Below are 25,256 nucleotides of genomic sequence, written 5' to 3'. Positions count from 1 at the left end.
AAACTCCCGATGGTACTGGCAGCCTGTTTGTTGCTGTCGGCCTGTGCCACTTATCCGCCTGATGGCGCGAACTATGATAACACCCGGCCTGGTAGCTACCGGGGCAGTTACTATGAAGTGCAAAAAGGTGACACCCTTTATTTTATCTCTTACCTTTCAGGTCGTGATGTCAACGACTTGATTGCACTTAATCAGCTGACGCCCCCTTATACGATATATCCCGGCCAGAAATTGTTTCTGTGGAAGTCCAAATACGTAGCCCCTCAGTTTGGCCAGAAAGTGGCAGCTAAGCCTGCGCCATCTATCAATAAAAAACCGCCAGTGTCACCCAAGCGGGAAGCTGTGCCTTACCAACCTGTAGTTGTGGTCGGTCCAGTTGCGACAGCTGCCGCCGCTTCAGGTACGGCGGCAGCTACAACTGCTGTGGCGGTTGCTAAACCACCAGTAAAATCAACACCCCCGAGTAAACCGGCTAAAACACCGCCTCAGACTAAAGCTAATCCGGCTACAAGACCTGCAAAAACCGTGCAAAAAAGCGTCAATAAAGATGTTGATCGCGCTCCCACAAAAGAGTACTCTCAAGACTCAAAAAGTAACAAAGTTGTTACAAGTAAGGTTGGCACAAGTGACAAGGCAGGCAAGTCGCCTGCACCTGTCGCTGACAAGGTTGATACCTGGATATGGCCGGCGAAGGGAAGAGTCGTTTCCCGCTTTTCCAGCAGCGATAATGGTAACAAAGGCATTGATATTGCAGGCCAGAGAGGCCAGGACGTCAACGCAACAGCTGCAGGGAAAGTGGTGTATGCCGGCAATGCATTACGGGGCTATGGCAACCTTGTCATTATAAAGCACAATGACGACTACTTAAGTGCATATGCACATAACGACAGAGTACTCGTCAGAGAGCAAGATACGGTAACCGCAGGGCAAAAAATTGCTTTGATGGGCAGCTCGGGAACGAACAATGTCCGACTGCACTTTGAGATCCGTTATAAAGGCAAGTCAGTGAATCCGCTCAAGTACCTGCCAAACTGACAGACTGCTCGGGCGTGGTGAACCGGATTTGCAAAACGCTATCTGGGAGGCGCTATGAGCAGAAGTAATGCAGCTACTGATATCGAAAACTATGAAGAGTTTGAAGATGAGATGGAGCTCGATGTTGAAGAACAGGAAGCCGATGTTTCAGCAAAAGCAGACTCAGAGGTTGATGACGCCGACGAAGATTTGGATATCTCGTCCTACAGTGTCACTCAGAAAGCACTGGATGCCACTCAGCTTTATCTCGGTGAAATCGGCTTTTCCCCACTTTTAACCGCCGAAGAAGAAGTTCTCTATGCCCGCCGCGCGCTGCGGGGTGATGAAGTCGCCCGTAAGCGCATGATCGAAAGTAACCTGCGTTTAGTGGTGAAGATCTCCCGTCGTTACAGTAACCGTGGTCTTGCCCTGCTGGATCTTGTTGAAGAGGGCAACCTGGGCCTGATCCGCGCAGTGGAAAAATTCGACCCTGAGCGCGGTTTCCGTTTCTCTACCTATGCAACCTGGTGGATCCGTCAGACCATTGAACGGGCTATCATGAACCAGACCCGGACCATCCGCTTACCGATTCATGTGGTGAAAGAGCTGAATGTCTATCTGCGTACGGCTCGTGAGCTGGCTCAGAAGCTGGATCATGAACCCACAGCGGAAGATATTGCCCTGCAGCTGGATAAGTCGGTGGATGATGTGAACCGCATGCTGCGTCTGAATGAGCGTGTCGGCTCGGTCGATAACCCAATTGGCGGTGATACCGAAAAAGCCCTGCTGGATATCATCCCGGATGAACGTTGTGGCGGCCCGGAAACCTCCACGCAAGATGACGATATGAAAACCTCTATTGTCACTTGGCTGCAGGAACTGAACCCCAAACAGCGTGAAGTGCTGGCCCGACGTTTTGGTCTGCTGGGCTATGAAGCCTCCACCCTTGAAGATGTCGGCCGTGAGATTGGCCTGACCCGAGAGCGTGTACGTCAGATCCAGGTCGAAGGCCTGCGCCGCCTGCGTGACATGCTGACACATCAGGGCCTGAATATTGAATCCCTGTTCAACCAGGAAATTTGAGGCAAGTGCACTTCTTAAGTGCATGCTGACACAACGAAAGAAGCAACAAGAACAAACAAGAAATAAGAAACAAGATAAAAAGGTAAAAGAAAGGACGCTTCGGCGTCCTTTCTTGATCGTGCCTGATCCGTTACCTGTAACCCGTTACAGCAACGCTTTTAAACGGTACAGCTCATCCAGGGCTTGCCGTGGTGTCAGCTCATCCGGATTCAGGCGCGCCAGCGCTTCTTCTACTTCGCTGGGCTCAGGGATCAGCGAGAGTTGCTGGTTGTCTGCGCGCTGCGCCTGTGGCTGGTCCATGGCGTGCTGGTGGCCCGTGGTCTCCAGTTGCTGCAGCTTCTGCTTGGCTCGCTTAATCACTGATTTAGGGACACCCGCCAGGCTGGCAACCGCCAGACCGAAAGACTTGCTGGCAGCTCCTTCCTGCACGGCGTGCATAAAGGCAATTTCATCACCGTGCTCAATGGCATCCAGATGAACATTGGCCAGCCCGGGTATCAGTGACGGTAATTCTGTCAGTTCGAAATAGTGGGTGGCAAACAGCGTCATGGCTGCGATTTTTTCAGCCAGCCATTCGGCACTGGCCCAAGCGAGAGAAAGTCCGTCATAGGTGCTGGTGCCACGGCCGATTTCATCCATCAGTACCAGGCTGTTTTCCGTGGCGTTATGAAGAATATTGGCGGTTTCCGTCATTTCCACCATGAAGGTGGATCGGCCTGAGGCCAGATCGTCAGAGGCACCGATCCGGGTGAAAATGCGATCCAAAGGCCCAATAGTGGCGGAATCTGCCGGTACGTAAGAACCAACATGTGCCATCAGAGCGATCAGCGCAGTCTGACGCATATAGGTGGATTTACCGCCCATGTTCGGACCTGTGATGATCAGCATGCGGCGATCTTGGTGTAACGAGATCGGGTTAGCAATGAAAGGTGCATCCAGCACCTGCTCGACCACCGGATGTCGGCCAGCATTGATATCCAGGCCGGGTTTATCGCTCAGTGCCGGGCGGCAGTAATTCAGGGTATCTGCACGCTCAGCCAGATTGGCCAGTACATCCAGTTCCGACAGCGCGGCTGCAGTCTGCTGCAACTGAGCCAGATGCGGCAACAGGCTGTCAAAAAGAGCTTCCCAGAGTTGTTTTTCCAGTGCCAGCGCTTTGGACTTGGAGTTAAGCACTTTATCTTCGTGCTCTTTCAGCTCAGGGATAATGTATCGTTCTGCATTTTTCAGCGTCTGACGGCGAACATAATGGCTCGGTACTTTGTGGCTCTGACCGCGACTGATCTGAATATAAAAGCCATGCACCTGATTAAAACCGACTTTCAGGCTGTCGATGTCATGGCGCTCACGCTCGCGCTCTTCCAGTTCAGCCAGAAATTTGGTGGCACCATCGGCCAGATCACGCCATTCGTCCAGTTCGGCATTGTAGCCAGGTGCCAGCACGCCCCCGTCACGGATAATGACAGGCGGGTTTTCAATGATAGCGTGTTCCAGCAGGCTGCAAATCTCGTCCATTGGCTGGCTTTGTTCAGCCAGCTGGCGCAGTGATTCGCTGTTTAACTCGGCCAGCAGCTCAGCCAGTGCGGGCAGGTGCTGCAGTGCCGTACGCATGCGGGCAAGATCCCGTGGCCGGGCCGAGCGCAATGCCAGTCGGGCCAGAATCCTTTCCAGATCGCCCATGTGACGCAGCACGCCGGCCAGCTCGGCGAACATGCCGCTGTCTTTCAGGTTGCCGATGGCATCCAGGCGCAGATTCAGCTGCTGACGGTTTCTGACGGGCTGATGCAGCCAGCGTTTGAGCAGACGGCTGCCCATGGGAGTGGCAGTATGATCCAGCACGGAAGCCAGCGTATTCTCTGTCCCGCCGGCCAGGTTCTGGGTCAGTTCCAGATTACGGCGGGTAGCGGCGTCCAGAATCACCGATTGCTCCTGGGTATCCCGGGTGATGGCACGAATGTGAGGTAGCGCGGTGCGTTGAGTATCTTTCACATATTGCAGCAGGCAGCCGGCCGCACACAGGCCGAACTCATCGTTTTCAACGCCAAACCCCACCAGATCCCGGGTGCCGAATTGCAGCGTCAGCTGCTGGCGAGCAGTGTCCAGATCAAACTCCCACACCGGGCGTCGGCGTGCCCCTTTCATATGGCTGAAAAGGCCAGGTAAAGGAAAATCTTCCGGATACAGCAGCTCGACCGGACTGGTACGCTGCAACTCGGCTTGCATGGCTTCTTCGGTATCGGGCTCAATCAGCATGAAACGGCCGGAGGTGATATCCAATGTTGCATAGCCGAAGCGGCCATTCTGACAGAAAATCGCCGCAATCAGGTTATCGCGTCTCTCCTGAAGCAGCGCTTCATCGCTGACGGTACCGGGTGTGACAATACGCACAACCTGGCGTTCAACCGGTCCCTTGCTGGTGGCAGGATCGCCAATCTGCTCGCATATCGCGACGGAAACACCTAACTGAACCAGCTTGGCGAGATAACCTTCAACAGCATGATAAGGCACGCCAGCCATAGGAATGGGCTGACCGTTGCTTGAACCTCGCTTGGTGAGCGAAATATCCAGCAGTTGAGAAGCTTGCTTGGCATCATCAAAGAAGAGTTCATAGAAATCCCCCATGCGGTAAAACATCAGCACATCAGGGTTTTCAGCTTTAAGCCTCAAATATTGCTGCATCATGGGGGTGTGTGTTTCTAAACCTTTTATTGTCACGCTGTTGCCCGCATCAAACCGAGAAAAATCAGGCTGTCTAGGATACGTGAAAGCGTAATAGTGGCAAAGGGGGGAAGCGCAATTTCATGTCGCGACTAATGCTTGAAGCGCCCATACCATCCTAGTAAGGTGTCGGCATTGACTGTGTACGGAGGAAAGCCGATGGTGACGACATCTATGTCAGCGCAGCTTGGTCAGGCACTGAAAATCCAACAATGGCTCGCCACTACAGCAGAATCCTGTACCGGTGGCGGTGTCTCTGCTGCTATCACGGATATTGCGGGCAGTTCTGCCTGGTTCGACCGAGCATTTATTACCTATAGTAATGAAGCTAAGCAGGAGATGCTGGGCGTTAAACCTGAAACTCTGACTCAGTACGGCGCGGTGAGTGAGCCTGTGGTGCAGGAGATGGCGAAAGGTGCGCTGGCACATTCTCTGGCCTCTATCAGCGTGGCTATCAGCGGTATTGCCGGGCCTGATGGCGGCACGCCGGATAAACCGGTCGGCACTGTCTGTTTTGCCTGGGCGGATACCACAGGCTGGCTTGTTGCCGAAACCTGTCATTTTAGCGGAGACCGGCAGGCGGTACGTGCGCAGGCGGTCGAGCGCGCATTGCAAGGCTTACTGGAGCGCCTGAATACTCTGCAGTGAAGATCACACTCTTGCCCGGCCCGGTAGCTGGTCAGGAAAAAAATGCCATACAGTGCTAGACACTGTATGAATAGACAGTATACTAACCAGTAATTTGAATATTGAATTAGCATCCGTTGGAGAGTCGAATGGACGACAACAAACAGAAGGCTCTTGCCGCTGCCCTGGGTCAGATCGAAAAGCAGTTCGGTAAAGGCTCCATTATGAAGCTGGGTGATAACCGTACGATGGACATTGAGACCATCTCAACCGGTTCACTGTCTCTGGATATTGCACTGGGTGCCGGCGGTCTGCCAATGGGTCGTATCGTAGAAATTTATGGTCCGGAGTCATCAGGTAAAACGACTCTGACACTGGAAACTATTGCCGCCGCACAGCGCAAGGGTAAAACCTGTGCATTTATTGATGCTGAGCACGCGCTGGATCCTATTTATGCCAAGAAGCTGGGTGTGGATATTGATCAGCTGTTGGTGTCACAGCCGGATACCGGCGAGCAGGCGCTGGAAATCTGTGATGCACTGGCCCGTTCCGGTGCAGTAGACATGATAGTGGTCGACTCAGTTGCTGCCCTGACACCAAAAGCCGAAATTGAAGGCGAAATGGGTGATTCGCACATGGGCTTGCAGGCACGTATGCTGTCTCAGGCCATGCGTAAGCTGACGGGTAACCTGAAACAGTCTAACTGTATGTGTATCTTCATCAACCAGATCCGTATGAAGATCGGTGTGATGTTCGGTAACCCGGAAACAACCACCGGCGGTAACGCACTGAAATTTTATGCTTCTGTTCGTCTGGATATCCGCCGTACCGGCGCTATCAAAGAAGGCGATGAAGTGGTGGGTAACGAAACCCGCATTAAAGTGGTCAAGAACAAGATTGCAGCACCGTTTAAGCAAGCGGAAACCCAAATACTTTATGGTCAGGGCTTCAACCGTTTAGGCGAGCTGGTTGACCTTGGTGTGAAGAATAAACTAGTAGACAAAGCAGGCGCCTGGTATAGCTATAAAGGCGACAAGATTGGTCAGGGTAAGGCGAATGTTTGTAAGTACCTTGGTGAGCATCCAGAAATTGCTGAAGAGCTTGATAAGAAGCTGCGTGAGTTGCTGCTGAACCCTGCCACTGTTTCAGAAGCCGATGCTGAGCTGGCCAGTGCAGAGACAGATAAAGTCGATGCTCAGGATGAAGCTTTTTAATCACGACGAATGATGTCACGGCTGGATAGCCGAAGCAGTTATTCTTTAACGGGCGCTGTGCAGAGGTGAAACCACCCATGCCAGTGCCCGTTTTGTATTGACGGTTGAGCTACCGAAGTATTCAGAGAGATCGGTATCAATCAGCAATCTATCTTGCTTGGTAATGTAAATCGGGGAGGTGTAAAGGTGAGAAGGCAAGCGCCCAAAATCTCGGCCAAAGAAGCAGCTGTGGGGTATCTGTCACGGCGTGACCATGCCCAGCGTGAGTTGCAACAGAAGCTCAAGCAGCGCGGCTACAGCGAGCAGGAGGTCAGTGATGCTGTTGCCTATTGCCAGGATTACAACTGGCTGGATGATGCCCGTTACGCGGCCATGGCAGTGCGTAACGGGGTATCAAAAGGCTGGGGCATGTTGCGTATCAAACAGGAAATGAAAATGAAAGGGGTGCATGACTTGTGTATCAAGCAAGCACTGGAAGATGCCGAAGTGGATTGGTTCGAACAGGCCAGAGCGGTGGCACAGCGCAAGTTTGGTGACACTCAAATGGACACACCGAAAGAAAAAGCACGCCGGTTACGTTTTATGCAATCAAGAGGTTTTAATTTCGACCAGATTCGGTATGCCTTAGCGGTTGAAGATGAATACTGAGGCTGATTCTGCCATTGTGTTAACAGAACATTTCCCGTCAAACCCGCGTTGTTTTACAATAGCCAGTAAACCTTTTATCTTAGATTGATTAAACCTGCATGTTAGCTGAACTTTGTTGTTTGGCAGCAGGCAACTGGGGCGCAGTTGCAGGCAGGGGGATTAACACAGCATTATTCAGGATTGTCAAATGTACATGAGCACTGATGAGATTCGCCGTGCGTTTCTTACGTTTTTTGAAAGCAAAGGCCACCAGATAGTCGAAAGTTCGTCGCTGGTTCCCGCCAACGACCCGACCCTGCTGTTTACAAATGCAGGTATGAACCAGTTTAAAGATACTTTCCTGGGTCTGGAAAAGCGTAATTACTCCCGAGCGACCACGGCGCAGCGCTGTGTACGTGCTGGTGGTAAACACAATGACCTGGAGAATGTCGGCTTTACTGCCCGTCACCATACCTTCTTTGAAATGCTGGGTAATTTCAGCTTTGGTGATTATTTCAAAGAAGAAGCAATTCAGTATGGCTGGGAATTTCTGACCGGTGTGCTGAAACTGCCGAAAGAGCGTTTGCTGGTCACTGTGTATCAGACCGATGATGAGGCCTTTAATATCTGGCACAAGGTTATTGGCTTACCGGAAGATCGTATTATCCGCATTGGCGACAAAACCGGCGGTAAGGCATACGAGTCTGATAACTTCTGGCAGATGGGCGACACCGGCCCGTGCGGACCTTGCACTGAAATTTTCTACGATCACGGTGATCATATCTGGGGTGGTCCTCCGGGTTCGCCGGAAGAAGACGGCGATCGCTTTATTGAGATCTGGAATATCGTTTTCATGCAGTTTAACCGCCAGGCTGACGGCCAGATGGATTCGCTGCCTAAGCCTTCTGTGGACACGGGGATGGGGATCGAGCGTTTGGCGGCCATCATGCAAAGCGTTCACTCAAACTATGAAATAGATATCTTTCAGGCGCTGATCAAAGAAGCGGCTTCTGTGATTGGCTATGACGATCTGACTAACCAGTCTCTGCGGGTTGTTGCTGACCATATTCGTTCCTGTGCTTTCCTGATTGTGGATGGTGTGATGCCGTCTAACGAAGGCCGCGGTTATGTTCTGCGCCGTATCATTCGTCGCGCGGTACGCCACGGCAACAAACTGGGTGCAACCGGTGCTTTCTTCCACAAGCTTGTCGGTCCTCTGGCTGAGGTCATGGGCAGCGCGGGTGAGACGCTGAAACAGCAACAGGCTATGGTTGAGAAAGTGTTGAAGATCGAAGAAGAAAACTTTGGTCGTACGCTGGATCGCGGTATGTCGATCCTGAATGAAGCGATTGACGCATTGGATGGCAAAGTGCTGGACGGTGAAACTGTCTTTAAACTGTACGATACCTATGGTTTCCCTGCTGATCTGACCAACGATGTCGCTCGTGAGCGTGGTTTCAGCATTGATGAAGAAGGCTTCAACAATGCCATGGAAGCTCAGCGTCAGCGTGCCCGTGAAGCCGGTCAGTTCGGCGTTGATTATAACGACAGCGTGAAAGTGGATGCGGAAACTGAGTTTTGCGGCTACGACGGCACTCAGGGTGAAGGTCAGATTGTGGCGCTTTTCCGTGACGGTGAAGCGGTGGACACTGTGGCTGCCGGCGACAAAGCGCTGATCATTCTGGATCACACACCGTTTTATGCTGAATCTGGTGGTCAGTGTGGCGACACAGGACTGCTTTCCGCCAAGGGTGTGGTTTTCACCGTTGAAGACACGCAGAAGTTTGGCGACGCTATTGGCCATCAGGGCACCCTGAGCGAAGGATCTTTGTCTGTGGGTGATCGTGTGAATGCCCTGGTTGATGCTAAGCGCCGTGCGGCTATCAGTCTGAACCACTCTGCCACGCACCTGCTGCATGCGGCACTGCGTCAGGAGCTGGGTGAGCACGTGGCTCAAAAAGGCTCACTGGTGAAACCTGATAGCCTGCGTTTTGACTTCTCGCACCTGGAATCAGTCAAACCTGAGCAATTGCGCAAGATTGAACGCATTGTTAACGAACAAATCCGCCTGAACCATGTGATTGAAACCAATGTCATGGACATTGAATCCGCAAAATCCAAAGGGGCGATGGCGCTGTTTGGAGAGAAGTATGATGACCAAGTGCGCGTACTGAGCATGGGTGACTTCTCGACTGAGCTGTGCGGTGGTATTCATGCCCGCCAGACCGGTGATATTGGCCTGTTCAAGATAGTGTCGGAAGGGGGAATTGCCGCGGGTGTCCGTCGTATCGAAGCTGTGACAGGTGAAGGCGCCATCGAGGTGCTGCATGAGCAAGACAGTCTGTTGGCCGAAACGGCCAGTCTGGTGAAATCGGATTCAGCGTCTGTTGCCATCAAAGTGAATGCTTTGGTTACCCACAGTAAGCAACTGGAGAAAGAAATCCAGCAACTGAAAGACAAGCTGGCTGCCCAGGAAAGTGCTGATCTGATTAATCAGGTGCAAGAAATTAATGGTACTAAGGTCTTGATTGCTAAGCTGGACGGTGCAGATAACAAAGCACTGCGTGGTATGGTAGACGAGCTGAAAAACAAGCTGGGAAGCGGCGTTGTTGTCTTAGGTAATGTCAGTGACGGCAAGGTTGGCCTGATCGCTGGAGTCACCAAAGATGTGATCGCGAAAGTGAAAGCTGGCGATCTGGTGAATATGGTGGCTCAGCAGGTTGGCGGCAAAGGCGGTGGTCGTCCTGATATGGCTCAGGCAGGCGGTACAGATGCTGGGGCGTTACCCGCCGCGCTGGAAAGTGTGTCGCCTTGGCTGACCGAGCGTCTGTAACGAAGCGCCTTGATTGCAGAACGGCGACTTAAGTGTTGGTGTTGACTGTGGTACAGTCGACATCAATCATTCAAAAAGTGCTATAATTACAGACAATTGAGTCGTTGAACCTGACAGAATATGTAATGGCGAGTGGTCGAGTACAGTTTTTGGGCCTGATCTGAGTGGTACGCCAGATGCAGAAAATGTTTGTGGTTGATTGTTAAAGTCTGGATAATCGCCCACTTCTCGCTGTTTCTTGAGCAGTGACCATGAACTCTATGGGCTTTTTTGTATAAAAAAGCTTTATAAACACTAATTACAAGTAAGATTACTCAAGGAGCAATCGAATGCTAATTTTGACTCGTCGCGTAGGTGAGACGCTAATGATCGGTGACGAAGTAACCGTGACCGTACTTGGCGTAAAGGGAAATCAGGTTCGCATCGGTGTTAATGCGCCGAAAGAAGTGTCTGTTCACCGTGAAGAGATCTACATGCGTATACAGGCAGAAAAAGATACCGGAACACAGGGTTCAGGTAACTACTAATTCCTGTTTTATAAAGAGGTCGGCTAATTAGCTGGCCTTTTTTGTTTTTGGCCGCAGACAACGCGCCAGGTCAGTGAAAATTATGACGAAGTCACCACCCGGGAAGCTTTTGATAGCGGTTTGGTGATTAAGTGTTCAGCCAGCGATGGAAAGGCGCTTTTTCTCAATAAAGTGTTTGACTTATTTTTGCCTGACAGTAATATGAGCGACCGCAAGACGGTGAGGTGGCCGAGAGGCTGAAGGCGCTCCCCTGCTAAGGGAGTATACGGTTTATCCCGTATCGAGGGTTCGAATCCCTCCTTCACCGCCATTCCTTTCAACAGCTTGAAAGAAGTGGTATTTGCAAATTGCGCGTCCGTAGCTCAGCTGGATAGAGTACCTGGCTACGAACCAGGCGGTCGGAGGTTCGAATCCTCCCGGACGCGCCATATTTCAGAAGCAGGGCTCAAGGGCTCTGCTGAATAACTGTTTCTGCGCGCTCGTAGCTCAGCTGGATAGAGTACCTGGCTACGAACCAGGCGGTCGGAGGTTCGAATCCTCCCGAGCGCGCCATTATACAGTGTGGTGAGGTGGCCGAGAGGCTGAAGGCGCTCCCCTGCTAAGGGAGTATACGGTTTATCCCGTATCGAGGGTTCGAATCCCTCCTTCACCGCCATTCTTTCTTCAGTGTGATGACTGAAAGCAAGAAGTAAAACCTGCGCGTCCGTAGCTCAGCTGGATAGAGTACCTGGCTACGAACCAGGCGGTCGGAGGTTCGAATCCTCCCGGACGCGCCATTATTTAAATCGCAATGTCAGACATTGTGAAAACACAAGTTTCTGCGCGCTCGTAGCTCAGCTGGATAGAGTACCTGGCTACGAACCAGGCGGTCGGAGGTTCGAATCCTCCCGAGCGCGCCATTATTTGTGTGGTGAGGTGGCCGAGAGGCTGAAGGCGCTCCCCTGCTAAGGGAGTATACGGTTTATCCCGTATCGAGGGTTCGAATCCCTCCTTCACCGCCATTCTTCCCAATAGCTAGAGTCCCTTTAGATATTGTGTGAGACCCTGCGCGTCCGTAGCTCAGCTGGATAGAGTACCTGGCTACGAACCAGGCGGTCGGAGGTTCGAATCCTCCCGGACGCGCCATATTTGATCAAGTATCAATGGACTGCTACTTCAAAAACTGATTCTGCGCGCTCGTAGCTCAGCTGGATAGAGTACCTGGCTACGAACCAGGCGGTCGGAGGTTCGAATCCTCCCGAGCGCGCCATCATTTCAAGTCGTGATTTTTCACGCATCTGCTCTGCGCGTCCGTAGCTCAGCTGGATAGAGTACCTGGCTACGAACCAGGCGGTCGGAGGTTCGAATCCTCCCGGACGCGCCATCCTTATAAACCCAGCCCCGGCTGGGTTTTTTATTGTCTGTATTTCCCGTTTCTCCGTTTCTCTTCTGAGCCTTGCCTGCAACCACTGGTATTTCTGTGTGGAAAGGGGTAGTTTTGGCTTGCCTTGCGATGATAAGGCTAAGGATTCCACCGGATTTAGAAGGAAAATAACCATGACAACTCAACAGCTTGCTATTACTGCCTTTGGCGATGTCCACTGTCTTCAGCTGCAATCGGTCGAGATCCCTGCGCCGGAAGGGCGGCAGGTGCTGATCGATGTGGCTTATTCAGGCGTCAATCCTATTGATGCCAAAACCCGGGCAGGCTTAGGTTGGGCTGCGCAGCAAAACCGGGACAAGCTGCCTTGGGTGCCGGGCTATGATGTTGCCGGCGTCATCGCCGCCGTTGGCGAGGAGGTCACTGAATGGAGCGCAGGGCAGAGAGTGTGCGGCTTTATCGGGTTTCCTTTGCAAGGCGGTGGATACAGTACGCAGGTACTGGCTGAGGCGGACAGCCTGAGTCCGGTGCCGGATGGTGTACCCTTAGCAGAAGCGGCGGCGTTACCTTTGGCGGGGCAAACGGCCTGGCAGGCACTGGAAAAAGCATCAGTGCAGGCCGGTGAGCGGGTCTTGATCTTAGCCGGTGCTGGTGGAGTGGGTCATCTGGCGATACAGTTGGCATGCCACAAAGGTGCTGAGGTCGTGGCCAGTTGTTCGGCGGATAATCAGGATTTCGTCTCCTCTCTGGGCGCACAAGCGGTGGATTACCAAAAAGGTGAGCTGGCAGCTCAGCTACAGGCGGTGGATGTGTTGATCGATCTGGTTGGAGGCGAAATAGGCGTGGCAGCTTTGTCTTGTGTTAAACCGGGCGGTCGTGTGGTGACTGTGCCGACCATCACGGCAGAGAGTGTGACCGCAGCGGCAAAAGTCATCGGCTTGCATGCACAAGGTATGCTGGTATCCCCTTCGGTGGCGCAGAACGATCAGATGCTGGCTATGATGGCAGAAGGTGATCTGACAGTGTTGATAACAGAGCAGTTCCCGCTTGTGCTGGGCGCGGAGGCACACCGTCAGATAGAAACGGGTCGTACCCGCGGCAAAATAGTTCTGGTAATGAAAGACTGACGAATGGATTGGAGTTGGTCTGGCGAAGCTCTGTTGTGGGGGCTGTTTTTCACTGGCTTACTCAGCGCGACTTTGCTGCCGGGAGGCTCGGAAGCCGGCCTTCTGGCGGCTCTCAGTGCTCAGTCACAGCCGGTATGGTTGCTGGTTACCGTTGTCACAGCGGGCAATACTGTCGGTGGAATGGTGAGTTATTATCTGGGACGTTGTTTACCCGATAAAACTTCTGAAGAAAATCAGAGTCATACTAAAGCTGTTGCCTGGATAAAAAAATTCGGTTACTGGAGCCTGCTGCTCAGTTGGGTACCTGTTGTAGGTGATCCGCTTTGCCTGGCTGCAGGCTGGCTGCGGATGCGGGCAGGGCTCTGTGCCTTGTTTATTCTCATCGGCAAAGCCGTGCGGTACGTCATACTGGTGCTGCTGTTTTGATTTTTCACTCTGAAACTAATAGAAGGAAGGCGAACGTGCAAAAGCGGATTCTGAGCCTTGTGTTGCTGGTCCTTAGCGGATGCAGCAGTCAGACGCCCCCCGAACAGGCACAGTCATTGCCTGATGGTGTGCATTTTGTCGAAAGTGTATCGGACACCAGCGCTGAAGTCGTGATCCCTTACAGCAAATATGTGCTGGATAATGGCCTGACGGTGATCCTGCATGAGGATAACTCAGATCCTATCGTGCATGTGGATGTGACTTATCATGTGGGATCAGCCCGCGAGCAATTAGGCAAGTCAGGTTTTGCCCATTTCTTCGAACACATGATGTTCCAGGGCTCCAAACATGTCGGCGATCAGGAGCACTTTCGCCTGATCACCGAAGCCGGCGGTACGATGAATGGCACAACCAACCGTGACCGTACCAATTACTTTGAAACTGTGCCGTCGAATCAGCTGGAGAAAGTGCTCTGGCTGGAATCAGACCGCATGGGCTTTTTGCTGAGTGCCGTATCCCAGCACAAATTTGAGATTCAGCGCGCCACGGTAAAAAACGAGCGTGCACAACGCTATGAGAACCGTCCTTACGGCATGGTGAGTGAGCGGATTGGCGAGGCACTTTTCCCGCGGACACACCCTTACTCGTGGCAGCCTATCGGCTATGTTGACGATCTGGACCGGGTTGATGTTAACGATTTGAAAGCCTTCTTTCTGCGCTGGTACGGGCCGAATAACGCCACACTGACCATTGGTGGTGATATTGATAAAGCCGAAACACTGGCATGGGTACAGAAGTATTTTGGTGATATTCCGCGTGGACCGAAAGTTGATAATCCGCCGAAAGCGCCCGTTAAGCTGGATGCTGACCGATACCTGACCCTGGAAGACAATATTCAGCAGCCTATGCTGATGATGGCATGGCCGACCTCGCACAAAGGGGCGCCGGATGATGCATCGCTGGATATGCTGGCGAAAGTCATAGGGGGCGGTAAGAACAGTATCTTGTACCAGGCCTTGGTGAAAACCGGAAAAGTGGTGGATGCCGGAGCCTATCACGACTGTGGTGAGCTGGCCTGTACTATGTATGTCTATGCCATCGGCCAGAGTGGTGAGCAAGGACAGCTGGACCGCATTTATGACGACGTCAGCACAGTGCTCAGCAGTCTGGCTCAGCGCGGTGTCAACCAACAAGAACTTGATGAAATGAAAGGCATGGCTGAAGCCTCTGCCATTTTTGGCCTGCAAAGTGTGCATGGCAAAGTGGCGCAGCTGGCGGCTTACCAGACCTTTTACAGTGATCCAAACCGTTTGGGTACCGAGCTGACCAATTTGCGTAACGTTAAACCCGCTGACGTGGAGGCGGTATACCGGCGTTATGTGGAGAACCAGCCCAAAGTGGTGCTCAGTACTGTGCCAAACGGGCGTACAGAGATGGCCGCTGCCAAAGCCAACTACCGTCCGGCAGATCGCCTTATTCCTGAGCACAAATCCGTTCAGGACAATGAGCTGAACCTGCGCGAGCCACAGCGCGAAGGGTTTGACCGCTCAGTGATGCCACAGCCTTCAGAGCCGGTTACGGCTCAGGTGCCAGAGTTATACCGCTTCACGCTGGCTAACGGTATTGCAGTGCTGGGCACCCAGTACGATGAAACCCCGACCGTGGAATTGCAATTGGTTTTACCGGCTGGCCGCCGCTATGAACCTATTGGCAAAGAGGGGCTGGCCGAGCTCACTGCTGCGATGCTGGCAGAAGACAGCAAGCGCCATTCATCGGAAGATTTGGTGTCCCGCCTTGATACGCTGGGCAGTACTGTGACCTTCTCATCAGGTATGTACGGGTCTGTTGTTTCTGTTACTACCCTGAAGAAGCACCTCAATGAAACGCTGGCTATTATGCAGGAGCGTTTGTTCGAACCAGCCTTCAATGAAGAGGATTTTACCCGGGTCAAACAACAGGCGCTGGAAGGCCTGGTGTATGATCATCAGCGACCGAGCTGGCTGGTCAGTCAGGCCACCCGCGAGGTGTTGTACGGCAAGACTGTGTTTGGTCGTCCTTCGGATGGCACGCTGGCGTCGGTTCAGTCAATGACACTGGACGATGTCAAAGCGTTTTATCAGCGCTTCTACACCCCCAATGGGGCACAATTGGCCGTCGTTGGCGATGTCCAGCCCGCAGAGCTGACATCACATCTGTCATTTCTGTCAAGCTGGCAGGGGGCGCCGGCACCCAGTTATGTTACCCCTGCGCTGCCTGTCCGGTCGAAACCGGCAATCTGGCTGGTTGATAAGCCGGGAGCGCCGCAAAGTACGGTACGCTTAGTGCGTAATGGCCTGCCGTACGATGCCACGGGTGAACAGTTCGAACTCCAGCTGGCGAACTTTAATCTGGCTGGCAATTTTAACAGCCGGATTAATCTTAATCTGCGCGAGGATAAGGCATACACCTATGGTGCCGGTGGTTATCAGAGCGGCAATAAAGAAGCCGGGCTCTCTGTGTTTTATGCCGAAGTGCGTGCGGATGTGACCTTACCGTCAATTAAAGAGATGCTGAAGGAGCTGGAGAATTACAGCCGTCATGGCCTGACGGATGAAGAACTGGCCTTTATGCGTCTGGCGGTAGGTCAGCAAGAGGCACTGAGCTATGAAACGCCGAGTGATAAAGCTGATTTGCTGCGGCAGATCATGACTTACCAGCTGGAAGATGATTTTGTGTCGCAGCGTAATGCGATCACGGCTTCTATCAGTAAAAACAGGCTCAATGAGCTGGCGGCAAAATGGTTTGATCCCAAGGATTACCAAATTATTGTGGTGGGAGATGCACAGTCATTATTGCCACAATTACAAACACTGAATATGCCGGTTCATCCTTTAAAACCCATGCAGTAAGATCAGCATAATTACCGGCGTATTAAGCCAGTATTCAGCTTAAGATATCAGCCGATACTCTATGTATCGGCTTTTTTTATTGCTGCCGTTACCACAGGCAGGAAACCCTTTGCTAAATCAACAATAATCATGGTAATCAGCAAGAATTATGATTACCCTAGCTCCCCTGTGATAGTGATGATTGAGAACAGCCTGATGGATTTTTCACAAAGGTTAGAGAGGGTGTCGGCCAATCCGCAAGCGCTGACACAATTCGGTCGTGGCCTGGAAAGGGAAGCGTTACGAATAACCCCGCAAGGGAAGTTATCCACTCAACCGCACCCTGTCGGCCTGGGTTCGGCCCTGACCAATAAGTGGGTAACAACGGACTTTGCTGAGTCTCTGCTGGAGTTTATTACCCCGGTGTCTCGAGATGTCGATGAGCTGTTATCTCAATTGTCCGATATCCATAAATTCAGCTACAGCCAGCTGGGCAGCGAAATGCTCTGGCCTATGTCCATGCCTTGTTATGTCGGTGATGAGTCGGATATCGAACTGGCACAATATGGCAGCTCCAACATTGGTCGGATGAAAACCCTCTATCGTGAAGGGTTGAAACGCCGCTACGGCAGCATCATGCAGATTATCTCTGGTGTACATTTCAACTTTTCCTTTCCGGACAGTTTCTGGCAACAGTTGTTTGGTGATCAGAGCGAAGACGAGCGTCAGGCTTCAGTGTCTGAGTCGTATTTTGCCTTGATCCGAAACTACTACCGGTTTGGCTGGCTGATCCCTTATCTGTTCGGTGCTTCTCCGGCGTTGTGTGGCTCATTCCTGAAAAAAGACGGCGCTAAGCTCGATTTTCAAAAGACAGGTAAAGGCACCTATTTCCTGCCAAAGTCTACCGCACTGCGTCTGAGCGATCTGGGGTATACCAATCATGCCCAGAGTGCACTGAAGATTGGCTTTAATCATCTGGCTCAGTATCTGGACGGTTTACAGAAAGCAATCCATACCCCGTCTGAAGAATTTGCCGATATCGGCGTTAACGTCGACGGTCAATTGCGCCAGCTGAATACCAATGTGCTGCAGATTGAAAACGAGCTTTATGCGCCTATCCGTCCCAAGCGAGTGACCAACAGCGGCGAGAAACCGTCTGAAGCCCTTGAGCGGGGTGGTGTGGAGTACATTGAAGTGCGTTCACTGGATGTCAACCCGTTCAGCCCGATAGGTATCACCTCTGAACAGGTCCGCTTTTTGGATCTCTTCCTGACCTGGGCGGTCTTGTCGCCGTCTGATGATATGGATGATGCCGAACTGGCCTGCTGGCGTGACAACTGGAAGAAAGTGGTATTGCAGGGGCGGGATCCTGAGCTGCAGCTGCAAATCGGTTGCCGTGGCGAACGTTTGCCGCTGCGTGACTGGGCCTTGCGCGTCTTCTCTGAGCTGGAGCAGGTTGCTGTGGCCATGGATCAGGCTAACGGTGGCAACAGCTACCAGCAAACACTGACAACCCTGACCGGGTGGGTCAATAATCCTGAACTGACATTGTCTGCGCAAGTCTTGCGTCACATTGAAGCCAATGAAGGCATTGGTAAGTTTGGCCTGGAATTAGCCGCAAAGCATGCAGAGTGGCTGGATAAGCAGAGTTACAGCCGGTATTCTCAGTCTGATTTTGAGTCGGAAGCGGCAGCCTCTGTGATGAAACAGCAGCAAATCGAGCAGGCTGATGAGGTGTCTTTTGAAGCGTTTCTGGCTGATTATTTTGCGGATCTGCAACAAAATCCGTTTAAGAAAGCGTAACAGCAGAGATAAAAAAACGGGCAGCGACCTTGCTGCCCAATAAAATTACAATTTCGCAGGGATGACGACAGTTTGCACTGCCAGTCATAATATCAGACCTGCCGTTTTCACTTTGGTTCCAATTCAGGGAGTGAAAAATGCTTTTGGCAACAACAAAAGGGTTGGCGCTGATATTGTTGGTTTTAATAACAACCGGTTGCGCAACACCTCCGCCCCAAAATCAATCAAACTTATGTGACATTTTCCGTGAGAACCCCGACTGGTATCAGGACGCGCTCGACATGGAAAAGCGCTGGGGGACGCCCATTCAGGTTGCTATGGCCTTTGTGCGCCAGGAAAGCGCTTTCCGTCATGATGCCCGTCCTCCCCGTCCCTATGTGTGGGGTGTGATACCCTGGTTCCGCAGCAGCAGCGCCTATGGCTATGCGCAGGCACAAGATCCTGCCTGGGAAGATTACCAGCGCGCGACCGGTAGCTGGAGTTCACGTACCAGTTTTGATGATGCACTGATGTTTATCGGCTGGTATACCGATGAAACACAGCGGCAACTGGGGATATCCAAGTGGGATGCTTATAACCAGTATTTGGCCTATCATGAAGGGCGAGGTGGCTATAGCCGCGGAACTTATCGCCATAAGCCGACTCTGCTGCAAGTGTCCCGTAAAGTGGATCAGCAGGCGAAATCGTATGGCTGGCAATTGAAGCAATGCCGGCAGGAATTGGAAGATAACCGCAGCTGGTGGCCGTTCTGAGCGGAAGGGACTGCCAGGCTACGACACGACAGGCAAAGGAGAAGGACACCATGCCATTATTAGATAGTTTTACCGTCGACCATACCAAGATGCATGCACCGGCTGTGCGTGTTGCTAAAACAATGCAGACACCAAAGGGCGACACTATTACTGTGTTTGACCTGCGTTTCTGTCGCCCCAATCAGGAAATCCTCTCCGAGCGCGGTATTCACACCCTGGAGCATTTGTTTGCCGGTTTCATGCGGGCTCACCTGAACTCCGGGGCAGTGGAAATCATTGACCTGTCACCAATGGGTTGCCGTACCGGTTTTTATATGAGCCTGATCGGTGAGCCTGATGAACAGCAAGTGGCAGACAGCTGGCGTGCAGCGATGGAAGATGTGCTGAAAGTGGCTTCACAGGAGCAGATTCCTGAACTGAATGAATATCAGTGTGGTACTTACAGCATGCACTCACTGGACGAAGCCAAACAGATCGCACAGGATATTCTGGATCGCGGCATTGATGTGAATAAAAACCAAGAGTTAGCTCTGCCAGACAGTATGTTGCAGGAATTGAAAGTAAAGTAAGCGTTTACTGACTTTGCATCGACACAAAAAAACCACCGGTAATGCCGGTGGTTTTTTATTGTCACCCCCAAACCACCGCCTGTGACGGCGCTGATTTAGGACGCTGGGTTAACCGGTTTTTTGCAACTGGGCCGGCAGGATTTTGACCAGTTTGATCATGTTATCGGAGATTTCCACTATCTCCATCTGATAACCGGCCACTGACACGCTAAGGATACTGTCCGGGATATCTTCCAGATGCTCCAGAATCAGGCCGTTCAGGGTTCTGGGGCCGTCAGTCGGCAAATCCCAGTTCAGGCTCTTGTTCAGCTCACGGATATTGGCTGTGCCTTCAATCAGCAAACTGCCGTCACTTTGCGGGGTGATCTCTTCGGCTAAGGTCGGAGAGATGGAGGTGGTGAATTCCCCCACTATCTCTTCCAGAATGTCTTCCAGGGTGATCAGACCCTGAATATCGCCGTATTCATCAACAATCAGGCCGATGCGCTCTTTGCGGCGCTGGAACTTCAACAGTTGGATATTGAGCGGCGTGCCTTCCGGAATGAAATACACTTTGTCAGCAGCACGCAGCAGATTTTCTTTGCTGAAATCGTTTTTATCCATCATCAGGCGGTAAGCTTCTCTGACTCGCAGCATACCAACGACTTCATCGATGTTGTCCCGATACAGGACGATTCGGCCGTGAGCGGCATGGCTGAGCTGGCGGACAATGGATTTCCAGTCGTCATTGATATTGATACCGACAATTTCATTACGCGGGACCATCAAATCTTCCACTGTGACGTTTTCCAGATCCAGAATCGATAACAACATGTCCTGGTGGCGGCGGGGGATCAGGCTGCCCGCTTCATTGACCACAGTGCGCAATTCTTCCGAACTCAGGGTGGCATCGTTCATATTGTCGACACGCATGCCGAGCAGCCGCAGGAAACTGTTGGTGATGCCGTTGACAAACCAGACCAGCGGATACAGCAGTTTCATGAGTATCCGTAACAGGATACTGCTGGAATAAGCCACTTTTTCAGGGTACAGCGCGGCCAGGGTTTTCGGTGTGACTTCGGCAAACACCAGTATAGCCATAGTCAGCGCGCCGGTGGCGATAGCCACACCCAGATCGCCGTACAGGCGCATACCTAAAATCGTCGCGATGGCAGAGGCAAGGATGTTTACCAGGTTGTTGCCGATCAGAATCAGACCGATCAGACGGTCAGGTCGGTTGAGCAGTTTTTCAACCCGCTTAGCTCCGCGATGGCCCTGGCTTGCCAAGTGGCGCAGTTTGTAGCGGTTTATCGACATCATGCCGGTTTCAGAGCCGGAGAAATATCCGGAAATCAGGAGTAGTAATACCAGAAGGGAGAATAAAGCTCCCGTGGATATATCGTCCAAAAAGTCAGTTCCTTGTATCGCAGTGGATGTGTACTCTGTACTGAATATGAGTAAAGGTGTCAAGGGTGGGTTGTTAAGACGCTAAAGACCCAGCCAGGATTAATCATGCTTAAGCATGGATAGTGTTTATTAAATTGTCATTAGCTGCCAATGATGATTTCTTTGACAAAACGGCTGCCGAAGTAGGCCAGAGTCAGCAGAAAAGCGCCAATCAGGCTGAACCAGACGACTTTTTTACCCCGCCAGCCCATCCGGTAATGGCCCCAGAGCAGAACGCTGTAGACCCCCCAGGCCAGAATGGAGAGTACCGCTTTGTGTGTTTTGCCCTGGGCAAACATATCCTGCAGAAAAATAAAGCCAGTGATCAGCGTGATAGTCAGCAGTATGTGACCGACCAGAATGATTTTAAACAACTGCCGCTCAACCAGCATCAAGGGCGGCAGATTAGGGTTAAAGGCCAGTTTTTTGTGTTTGAGCTTATAATCCAGCCACGCCAGCTGAATCGCGTACAGTGTAGCGATCATCAGGGTTGAGTAGGCAAATAGCGCCAGAGAAATATGTAACAGGATTTGAGGATGCGCCTCCAGATGCGTAATGAAACCACCTGGTAATACAGCCGCCGCGGCAAGGTTAATGGCGGCAAAGCTGTAAATAACAGGCAGCAGAAACCATATCCGCATTTTGACCATGGCCAGGGTGGTGATGACGGCGATAATCAGACTGATGAGCGAGGCGACATTTAATATACTCAGATTCTGGCCGACGCCCCCCAGAATCAGATCTTTCAGGAACACCACATGCAGGATGATCGCCACTGTGGCACTGATCAGCACTGGCCGGGCTTTTATGCCATTATTACGGCTGAGCCCAGGCACAATAAATGCCAGCGCAAGCAGATAAAAACCAGCAGCAGTAAAGGCAATCAATATGTCCATAACACCTGTAAGGATCGTGAATTCGAACTGGTGAGTATACCTTGTGAACGGATAGCACGACAATGATACAAAGGGAACAATCGTGTGGGACAGAGCGCACTTTGCGGTCTGTTTCAGCGATTTCAGCAGGAATCTCTGTTGGTGCTGCGCGGCAGAAATGACAAGAATTCTGTCACAGGCTGCACGTATGGCATGAAACCGGGTCACTGATTGCGGTATACTGGCACGAAATGAGTGCGTAACGAGCGAGTCACACATGTTTGACAATTTAACCGAGCGTTTGTCGTCAACGCTGAAAAATATCAGCGGCCGTGGCCGTCTGACTGAAGACAACATTAAAGATACCCTGCGTGAAGTGCGCATGGCATTGCTTGAGGCGGATGTCGCGCTGCCGGTTGTCCGTGATTTCGTCAAGCGGGTGAAAGAACGCGCTGTCGGAACTGAAGTCTCTAAGAGCCTGACGCCAGGCCAGGAATTTATCAAAATCGTTCAGGCGGAATTAGAAGCCGTCATGGGCGACACCAACGAAGCACTGGATTTAGCCAGCCAGCCACCTGCGGTCATCCTGATGGCGGGTTTGCAGGGTGCCGGTAAAACCACCAGTGTGGGTAAGCTGGGTAAACTGCTCAAAGAACGTAATAAAAAGAAGGTACTGGTTGTTTCCGCCGACGTATACCGTCCTGCCGCTATCAAGCAGCTGGAAACACTGGCTTCTGATATCGGTATTGATTTCTTTCCGTCCAGCCCGGATCAAAAACCGGTGGCGATTGCCCAGGCGGCTATCGAGCACGGTAAGCGCAAATTCTATGATGTGGTGATTGTCGATACCGCAGGCCGTCTGCATGTCGATGAAGCCATGATGGACGAAATCAAGGCCGTTCATAAAATAGCGAATCCGGTAGAAACCCTGTTTGTGGTCGATGCCATGACGGGCCAGGATGCGGCCAATACCGCCAAAGCCTTTAACGAGGCGTTACCGCTGACCGGTGTGATTCTGACCAAGGTCGACGGTGATGCCCGTGGTGGTGCTGCGCTGTCGGTGCGTCATATTACCGGTAAGCCTATCAAGTTCCTGGGCGTCGGTGAGAAGACTGATGCGCTGGAGCCTTTCCACCCTGATCGTGTGGCGTCCCGTATTCTGGGGATGGGTGATGTCCTGTCGCTGATTGAAGATCTGGAACGTAACGTTGATAAGGAAAAAGCCGAGCAGCTCGCGAAGAAATTCAAAGAGAAGAAAGGCTTTGATTTAGAAGACTTCCGTGGACAGCTTCAGCAGATGAAGAACATGGGCGGTATGATGGGCATGATGGATAAGCTGCCCGGCATGTCCCAGTTGCCCGGTAATATCAAAGACCAGGTCGATGATAAAATCTTTGTCCAGATGGAAGCTATCATTAACTCCATGACCTCAAAAGAACGTGAGCGCCCGGAGTTGATTAAAGGTTCGCGTAAGAAACGTATTGCTGCCGGTTCCGGTACTCAGGTACAGGACGTCAACCGTTTGCTGAAGCAATTTACCCAAATGCAGAAGATGATGAAGAAAATGCAGAAGGGCGGTATGAAGAACATGATGCGCAATATGAAAGGCATGATGCCGGGTGGCGGCATGTTCCCTGGGCGCTAATTGCTTCAATTGCTTGTTTTTTGGTCTTGGCTGGTGATTTTACTGGTGAAAAAGTAGCTAAAGCAGTTGCATTCGCGGGTTGAAAGAGTAAAATTCCGAGGCTTTATTTGGCACGGGCCCCGTTTTTATGGCGGGGCCACTTTTATTTACAGTAATGCAAAGAGGACGATATGGTAACCATTCGTTTGGCACGTCACGGCGCGAAAAAGCGTCCATTTTATCACATCGTTGTTGCTGACAGCCGCGCTGCGCGCGACGGTCGTAACATCGAGCGTGTAGGTTTCTTTAACCCGCTAGCTACTGGTCAGGAAGAGCGTCTGCGTCTGGACCTGGACCGTGTAAATCACTGGGTTGGTCAAGGTGCAACTGTATCTGACCGCGCAGCTAAACTGATCAAAGACGCTGCTAAAGCAGCTGCTTAAGATTGGTTAATGGGTAGCAGAGAAGCAATGAGTTCACACAACCAAGACCAAGTTGTTGTCGGTAAAATCGGTGCCACTTACGGTATCAAAGGGTGGCTCAAAGTTTTTTCCTACACAGAACAAGCCGAGAGCATTTTCGCTTATCAGCCATGGCTGATAAAGATGAAAGGTGAATGGCAGACCTTCCATGTGGAAGCATGGAAACGTCATGGTCAGGGGTTAGTTGCCAAGTTGCAGGGTCTGGATATCCGAGAGGATGCTCAGGTCATGACCAACGCGGAGATCAACGTACCTGCTGAACAATTACCGGCGCTGTCAGATGAAGAATTCTACTGGCGCGAACTGATGGGCATGGCTGTTGTGACAACCCAAGGTTACGACCTGGGTAAAGTAACGGACATCCTGGAAACCGGTTCTAATGACGTCTTAGTGGTTAAAGCCAACCTTAAAGATGCTTTTGGACAGAAGGAACGTTTAATTCCGTTCCTCGATGAGCAGGTCATCAAGTCGATTGATCGCACTGCTCAACGGATCGAAGTTGACTGGGATCCTGGATTTTAACCCTTCAGTAAGAGCGTAAAGAACCATGCGGGTAGGAATAATTAGCCTATTCCCTGAAATGTTCCGGGCTATTACTGAGTTTGGGGTAACAGGTCAGGCGGTAAAAAAAGGCCTAGTGACTGTAGAGACGTGGAATCCCCGCGACTTTACTCACGATAAGCACCGTACGGTCGATGACCGACCTTATGGTGGCGGACCTGGTATGCTGATGATGGTGCAGCCTTTGCGCGATGCCATTCATGCTGCCAAAACGTCTGCTAAAGGCCAGGCGAAAGTGATTTACCTCTCTCCTCAGGGCCGTAAGCTCGATCAGACAGGTGTTGAGGAACTGGCACAGAACGAGAATCTGATTCTGATCTGTGGTCGGTATGAAGGGGTAGATGAGCGCATTATCCAACAAGAGGTAGACGAAGAATGGTCTATCGGGGATTTTGTGCTGACGGGTGGTGAGCTGCCAGCCATGACCTTAGTTGATGCAGTCGTGCGGTTTGTACCGGGCGTTCTGGGCGACTTTGCGTCAGCAGAAGAAGATTCTTTTGCCAATGGCTTGCTGGACTGCCCGCATTACACGCGTCCTGAAGTGTTAGATGGACAAGCCGTACCTCCGGTACTCTTGTCTGGTAACCACAAGGACATTAGCCGCTGGCGATTGAAACAATCGCTGGGCCGTACCTGGCTGAGAAGACCAGAGCTCCTGGAAAACCTAGCTCTGACTGACGATCAGGAGAGCTTGCTAGCGGAGTTTATTCGCGAACATCGGCAAGCCATGAGTTAATTTAGT

Annotated in this window: 20 protein-coding genes and 10 tRNA genes; 27 read left to right on the top strand and 3 right to left on the bottom strand. The window is 51.8% G+C overall.

Annotated features, from left to right (window positions below; translation table 11 throughout):
* Positions 1–117: 117 nt before the first annotated feature.
* Both IFO68_RS09675 and rpoS read left to right on the top strand, forming a co-directional pair.
* Complete coding sequence (locus IFO68_RS09675) at positions 118–1,035, top strand: peptidoglycan DD-metalloendopeptidase family protein (protein ID WP_419555440.1); 918 nt, start codon at positions 118–120, stop codon at positions 1,033–1,035.
* A 54-nt stretch (positions 1,036–1,089) separates the two neighbouring features.
* Complete coding sequence (rpoS, locus tag IFO68_RS09670; RefSeq protein WP_192015714.1) at positions 1,090–2,097, top strand: RNA polymerase sigma factor RpoS; 1,008 nt, start codon at positions 1,090–1,092, stop codon at positions 2,095–2,097.
* A gap of 144 nt (positions 2,098–2,241) precedes the next feature.
* On the opposite strand, the gene mutS is transcribed toward rpoS, so the two are convergent.
* Positions 2,242–4,812 (bottom strand): DNA mismatch repair protein MutS, encoded by a 2,571-nt coding sequence (mutS, locus tag IFO68_RS09665; protein ID WP_192015713.1) that lies wholly within the window; start codon positions 4,810–4,812, stop codon positions 2,242–2,244.
* 162 nt (positions 4,813–4,974) lie between these two features.
* Between mutS and pncC the strand changes: the two genes are divergently transcribed.
* From pncC to luxS, 21 genes are all read left to right on the top strand, one after another.
* Positions 4,975–5,463 carry a nicotinamide-nucleotide amidase gene (gene pncC / locus IFO68_RS09660; protein ID WP_192015712.1) on the top strand — a complete coding sequence of 163 codons (489 nt, stop codon included), beginning with the start codon at positions 4,975–4,977 and terminating at the stop codon, positions 5,461–5,463.
* Between the two features lie 128 nt (positions 5,464–5,591).
* Positions 5,592–6,656, top strand: a complete 1,065-nt coding sequence (gene recA / locus IFO68_RS09655) for a recombinase RecA (protein ID WP_192015711.1) — start codon at positions 5,592–5,594, stop codon at positions 6,654–6,656.
* Between the two features lie 186 nt (positions 6,657–6,842).
* Complete coding sequence (recX, locus tag IFO68_RS09650; RefSeq protein WP_192015710.1) at positions 6,843–7,304, top strand: recombination regulator RecX; 462 nt, start codon at positions 6,843–6,845, stop codon at positions 7,302–7,304.
* A 187-nt stretch (positions 7,305–7,491) separates the two neighbouring features.
* A complete protein-coding gene (gene alaS / locus IFO68_RS09645; RefSeq protein WP_192015709.1) occupies positions 7,492–10,116 on the top strand; it encodes an alanine--tRNA ligase in 2,625 nt (874 codons plus the stop codon).
* 329 nt (positions 10,117–10,445) lie between these two features.
* Entirely contained in the window at positions 10,446–10,643 is a 198-nt protein-coding gene (csrA, locus tag IFO68_RS09640) for a carbon storage regulator CsrA (RefSeq protein ID WP_027253546.1), read from the top strand.
* Positions 10,644–10,861: 218 nt separating this feature from the next.
* A tRNA-Ser gene (locus IFO68_RS09635) sits at positions 10,862–10,953 on the top strand.
* A gap of 41 nt (positions 10,954–10,994) precedes the next feature.
* A tRNA-Arg gene (locus IFO68_RS09630) sits at positions 10,995–11,071 on the top strand.
* Between the two features lie 47 nt (positions 11,072–11,118).
* Positions 11,119–11,195, top strand: a tRNA-Arg gene (locus IFO68_RS09625).
* Positions 11,196–11,206: 11 nt separating this feature from the next.
* Positions 11,207–11,298 (top strand) — tRNA-Ser (locus tag IFO68_RS09620).
* A gap of 44 nt (positions 11,299–11,342) precedes the next feature.
* Positions 11,343–11,419 (top strand) — tRNA-Arg (locus tag IFO68_RS09615).
* Between the two features lie 46 nt (positions 11,420–11,465).
* Positions 11,466–11,542 (top strand) — tRNA-Arg (locus tag IFO68_RS09610).
* Between the two features lie 10 nt (positions 11,543–11,552).
* Positions 11,553–11,644 (top strand) — tRNA-Ser (locus IFO68_RS09605).
* Between the two features lie 47 nt (positions 11,645–11,691).
* Positions 11,692–11,768 (top strand) — tRNA-Arg (locus tag IFO68_RS09600).
* 47 nt (positions 11,769–11,815) lie between these two features.
* Positions 11,816–11,892 (top strand) — tRNA-Arg (locus IFO68_RS09595).
* A 37-nt stretch (positions 11,893–11,929) separates the two neighbouring features.
* A tRNA-Arg gene (locus IFO68_RS09590) sits at positions 11,930–12,006 on the top strand.
* 173 nt (positions 12,007–12,179) lie between these two features.
* Positions 12,180–13,130, top strand: coding sequence for an NADP-dependent oxidoreductase (locus IFO68_RS09585; RefSeq protein WP_192015708.1), 951 nt, complete (start codon positions 12,180–12,182; stop codon positions 13,128–13,130).
* Between the two features lie 3 nt (positions 13,131–13,133).
* Positions 13,134–13,556 (top strand): YqaA family protein, encoded by a 423-nt coding sequence (locus tag IFO68_RS09580; RefSeq protein WP_192015707.1) that lies wholly within the window; start codon positions 13,134–13,136, stop codon positions 13,554–13,556.
* 35 nt (positions 13,557–13,591) lie between these two features.
* Positions 13,592–16,444 carry an insulinase family protein gene (locus IFO68_RS09575; protein ID WP_192015706.1) on the top strand — a complete coding sequence of 951 codons (2,853 nt, stop codon included), beginning with the start codon at positions 13,592–13,594 and terminating at the stop codon, positions 16,442–16,444.
* Between the two features lie 192 nt (positions 16,445–16,636).
* Positions 16,637–18,226 (top strand): glutamate--cysteine ligase, encoded by a 1,590-nt coding sequence (gene gshA, locus IFO68_RS09570; protein WP_192015899.1) that lies wholly within the window; start codon positions 16,637–16,639, stop codon positions 18,224–18,226.
* Positions 18,227–18,363: 137 nt separating this feature from the next.
* On the top strand, positions 18,364–18,978 hold the full coding sequence (locus IFO68_RS09565) for a transglycosylase SLT domain-containing protein (protein ID WP_192015705.1): 615 nt from the start codon (positions 18,364–18,366) through the stop codon (positions 18,976–18,978).
* 50 nt (positions 18,979–19,028) lie between these two features.
* Positions 19,029–19,547 carry an S-ribosylhomocysteine lyase gene (gene luxS / locus IFO68_RS09560; protein WP_192015704.1) on the top strand — a complete coding sequence of 173 codons (519 nt, stop codon included), beginning with the start codon at positions 19,029–19,031 and terminating at the stop codon, positions 19,545–19,547.
* Positions 19,548–19,655: 108 nt separating this feature from the next.
* Here the strand turns inward: luxS and IFO68_RS09555 are convergent, their stop codons facing one another.
* Together IFO68_RS09555 and IFO68_RS09550 are read right to left on the bottom strand one after the other, a co-directional pair.
* The gene (locus IFO68_RS09555; RefSeq protein WP_192015703.1) at positions 19,656–20,933 is read right to left on the bottom strand and encodes an HlyC/CorC family transporter; all 1,278 of its coding nucleotides are present in this window, start codon (positions 20,931–20,933) and stop codon (positions 19,656–19,658) included.
* 140 nt (positions 20,934–21,073) lie between these two features.
* Positions 21,074–21,868 carry a cytochrome C assembly family protein gene (locus IFO68_RS09550; protein ID WP_192015702.1) on the bottom strand — a complete coding sequence of 265 codons (795 nt, stop codon included), beginning with the start codon at positions 21,866–21,868 and terminating at the stop codon, positions 21,074–21,076.
* 256 nt (positions 21,869–22,124) lie between these two features.
* Between IFO68_RS09550 and ffh the strand changes: the two genes are divergently transcribed.
* The 4 genes from ffh to trmD all read left to right on the top strand — a co-directional run bounded on the left by ffh (position 22,125) and on the right by trmD (position 25,250).
* Entirely contained in the window at positions 22,125–23,492 is a 1,368-nt protein-coding gene (gene ffh, locus IFO68_RS09545) for a signal recognition particle protein (RefSeq protein WP_027253537.1), read from the top strand.
* Between the two features lie 170 nt (positions 23,493–23,662).
* Positions 23,663–23,914 carry a 30S ribosomal protein S16 gene (rpsP, locus tag IFO68_RS09540; RefSeq protein ID WP_027253536.1) on the top strand — a complete coding sequence of 84 codons (252 nt, stop codon included), beginning with the start codon at positions 23,663–23,665 and terminating at the stop codon, positions 23,912–23,914.
* A 27-nt stretch (positions 23,915–23,941) separates the two neighbouring features.
* On the top strand, positions 23,942–24,475 hold the full coding sequence (gene rimM / locus IFO68_RS09535; RefSeq protein ID WP_027253535.1) for a ribosome maturation factor RimM: 534 nt from the start codon (positions 23,942–23,944) through the stop codon (positions 24,473–24,475).
* 25 nt (positions 24,476–24,500) lie between these two features.
* On the top strand, positions 24,501–25,250 hold the full coding sequence (gene trmD, locus IFO68_RS09530; protein WP_192015701.1) for a tRNA (guanosine(37)-N1)-methyltransferase TrmD: 750 nt from the start codon (positions 24,501–24,503) through the stop codon (positions 25,248–25,250).
* The last annotated feature ends 6 nt before the right edge of the window (positions 25,251–25,256 follow it).

It is taken from the genome of Photobacterium arenosum (assembly GCF_014841115.1).
Lineage (GTDB): Bacteria > Pseudomonadota > Gammaproteobacteria > Enterobacterales > Vibrionaceae > Photobacterium > Photobacterium arenosum.
The sequence above is the reverse complement of the archived record's forward strand: the minus strand, read 5'-3'. Positions and strand labels throughout refer to the sequence as shown.

Excerpts from the sequence above, each read along its gene's own strand:
- IFO68_RS09585 (WP_192015708.1), top strand. The coding sequence starts at position 12,180 with ATGACAACTCAACAGCTTGCTATTACTGCCTTTGGCGATGTCCACTGT.
- rpsP (WP_027253536.1), top strand. The coding sequence starts at position 23,663 with ATGGTAACCATTCGTTTGGCACGTCACGGCGCGAAAAAGCGTCCATTT.
- rpoS (WP_192015714.1), top strand. The coding sequence starts at position 1,090 with ATGAGCAGAAGTAATGCAGCTACTGATATCGAAAACTATGAAGAGTTT.
- pncC (WP_192015712.1), top strand. The coding sequence starts at position 4,975 with ATGGTGACGACATCTATGTCAGCGCAGCTTGGTCAGGCACTGAAAATC.
- recA (WP_192015711.1), top strand. The coding sequence starts at position 5,592 with ATGGACGACAACAAACAGAAGGCTCTTGCCGCTGCCCTGGGTCAGATC.
- IFO68_RS09565 (WP_192015705.1), top strand. The coding sequence starts at position 18,364 with ATGCTTTTGGCAACAACAAAAGGGTTGGCGCTGATATTGTTGGTTTTA.
- IFO68_RS09580 (WP_192015707.1), top strand. The coding sequence starts at position 13,134 with ATGGATTGGAGTTGGTCTGGCGAAGCTCTGTTGTGGGGGCTGTTTTTC.
- alaS (WP_192015709.1), top strand. The coding sequence starts at position 7,492 with ATGTACATGAGCACTGATGAGATTCGCCGTGCGTTTCTTACGTTTTTT.
- ffh (WP_027253537.1), top strand. The coding sequence starts at position 22,125 with ATGTTTGACAATTTAACCGAGCGTTTGTCGTCAACGCTGAAAAATATC.
- rimM (WP_027253535.1), top strand. The coding sequence starts at position 23,942 with ATGAGTTCACACAACCAAGACCAAGTTGTTGTCGGTAAAATCGGTGCC.
- csrA (WP_027253546.1), top strand. The coding sequence starts at position 10,446 with ATGCTAATTTTGACTCGTCGCGTAGGTGAGACGCTAATGATCGGTGAC.
- IFO68_RS09550 (WP_192015702.1), bottom strand. The coding sequence starts at position 21,868 with ATGGACATATTGATTGCCTTTACTGCTGCTGGTTTTTATCTGCTTGCG.
- trmD (WP_192015701.1), top strand. The coding sequence starts at position 24,501 with ATGCGGGTAGGAATAATTAGCCTATTCCCTGAAATGTTCCGGGCTATT.
- luxS (WP_192015704.1), top strand. The coding sequence starts at position 19,029 with ATGCCATTATTAGATAGTTTTACCGTCGACCATACCAAGATGCATGCA.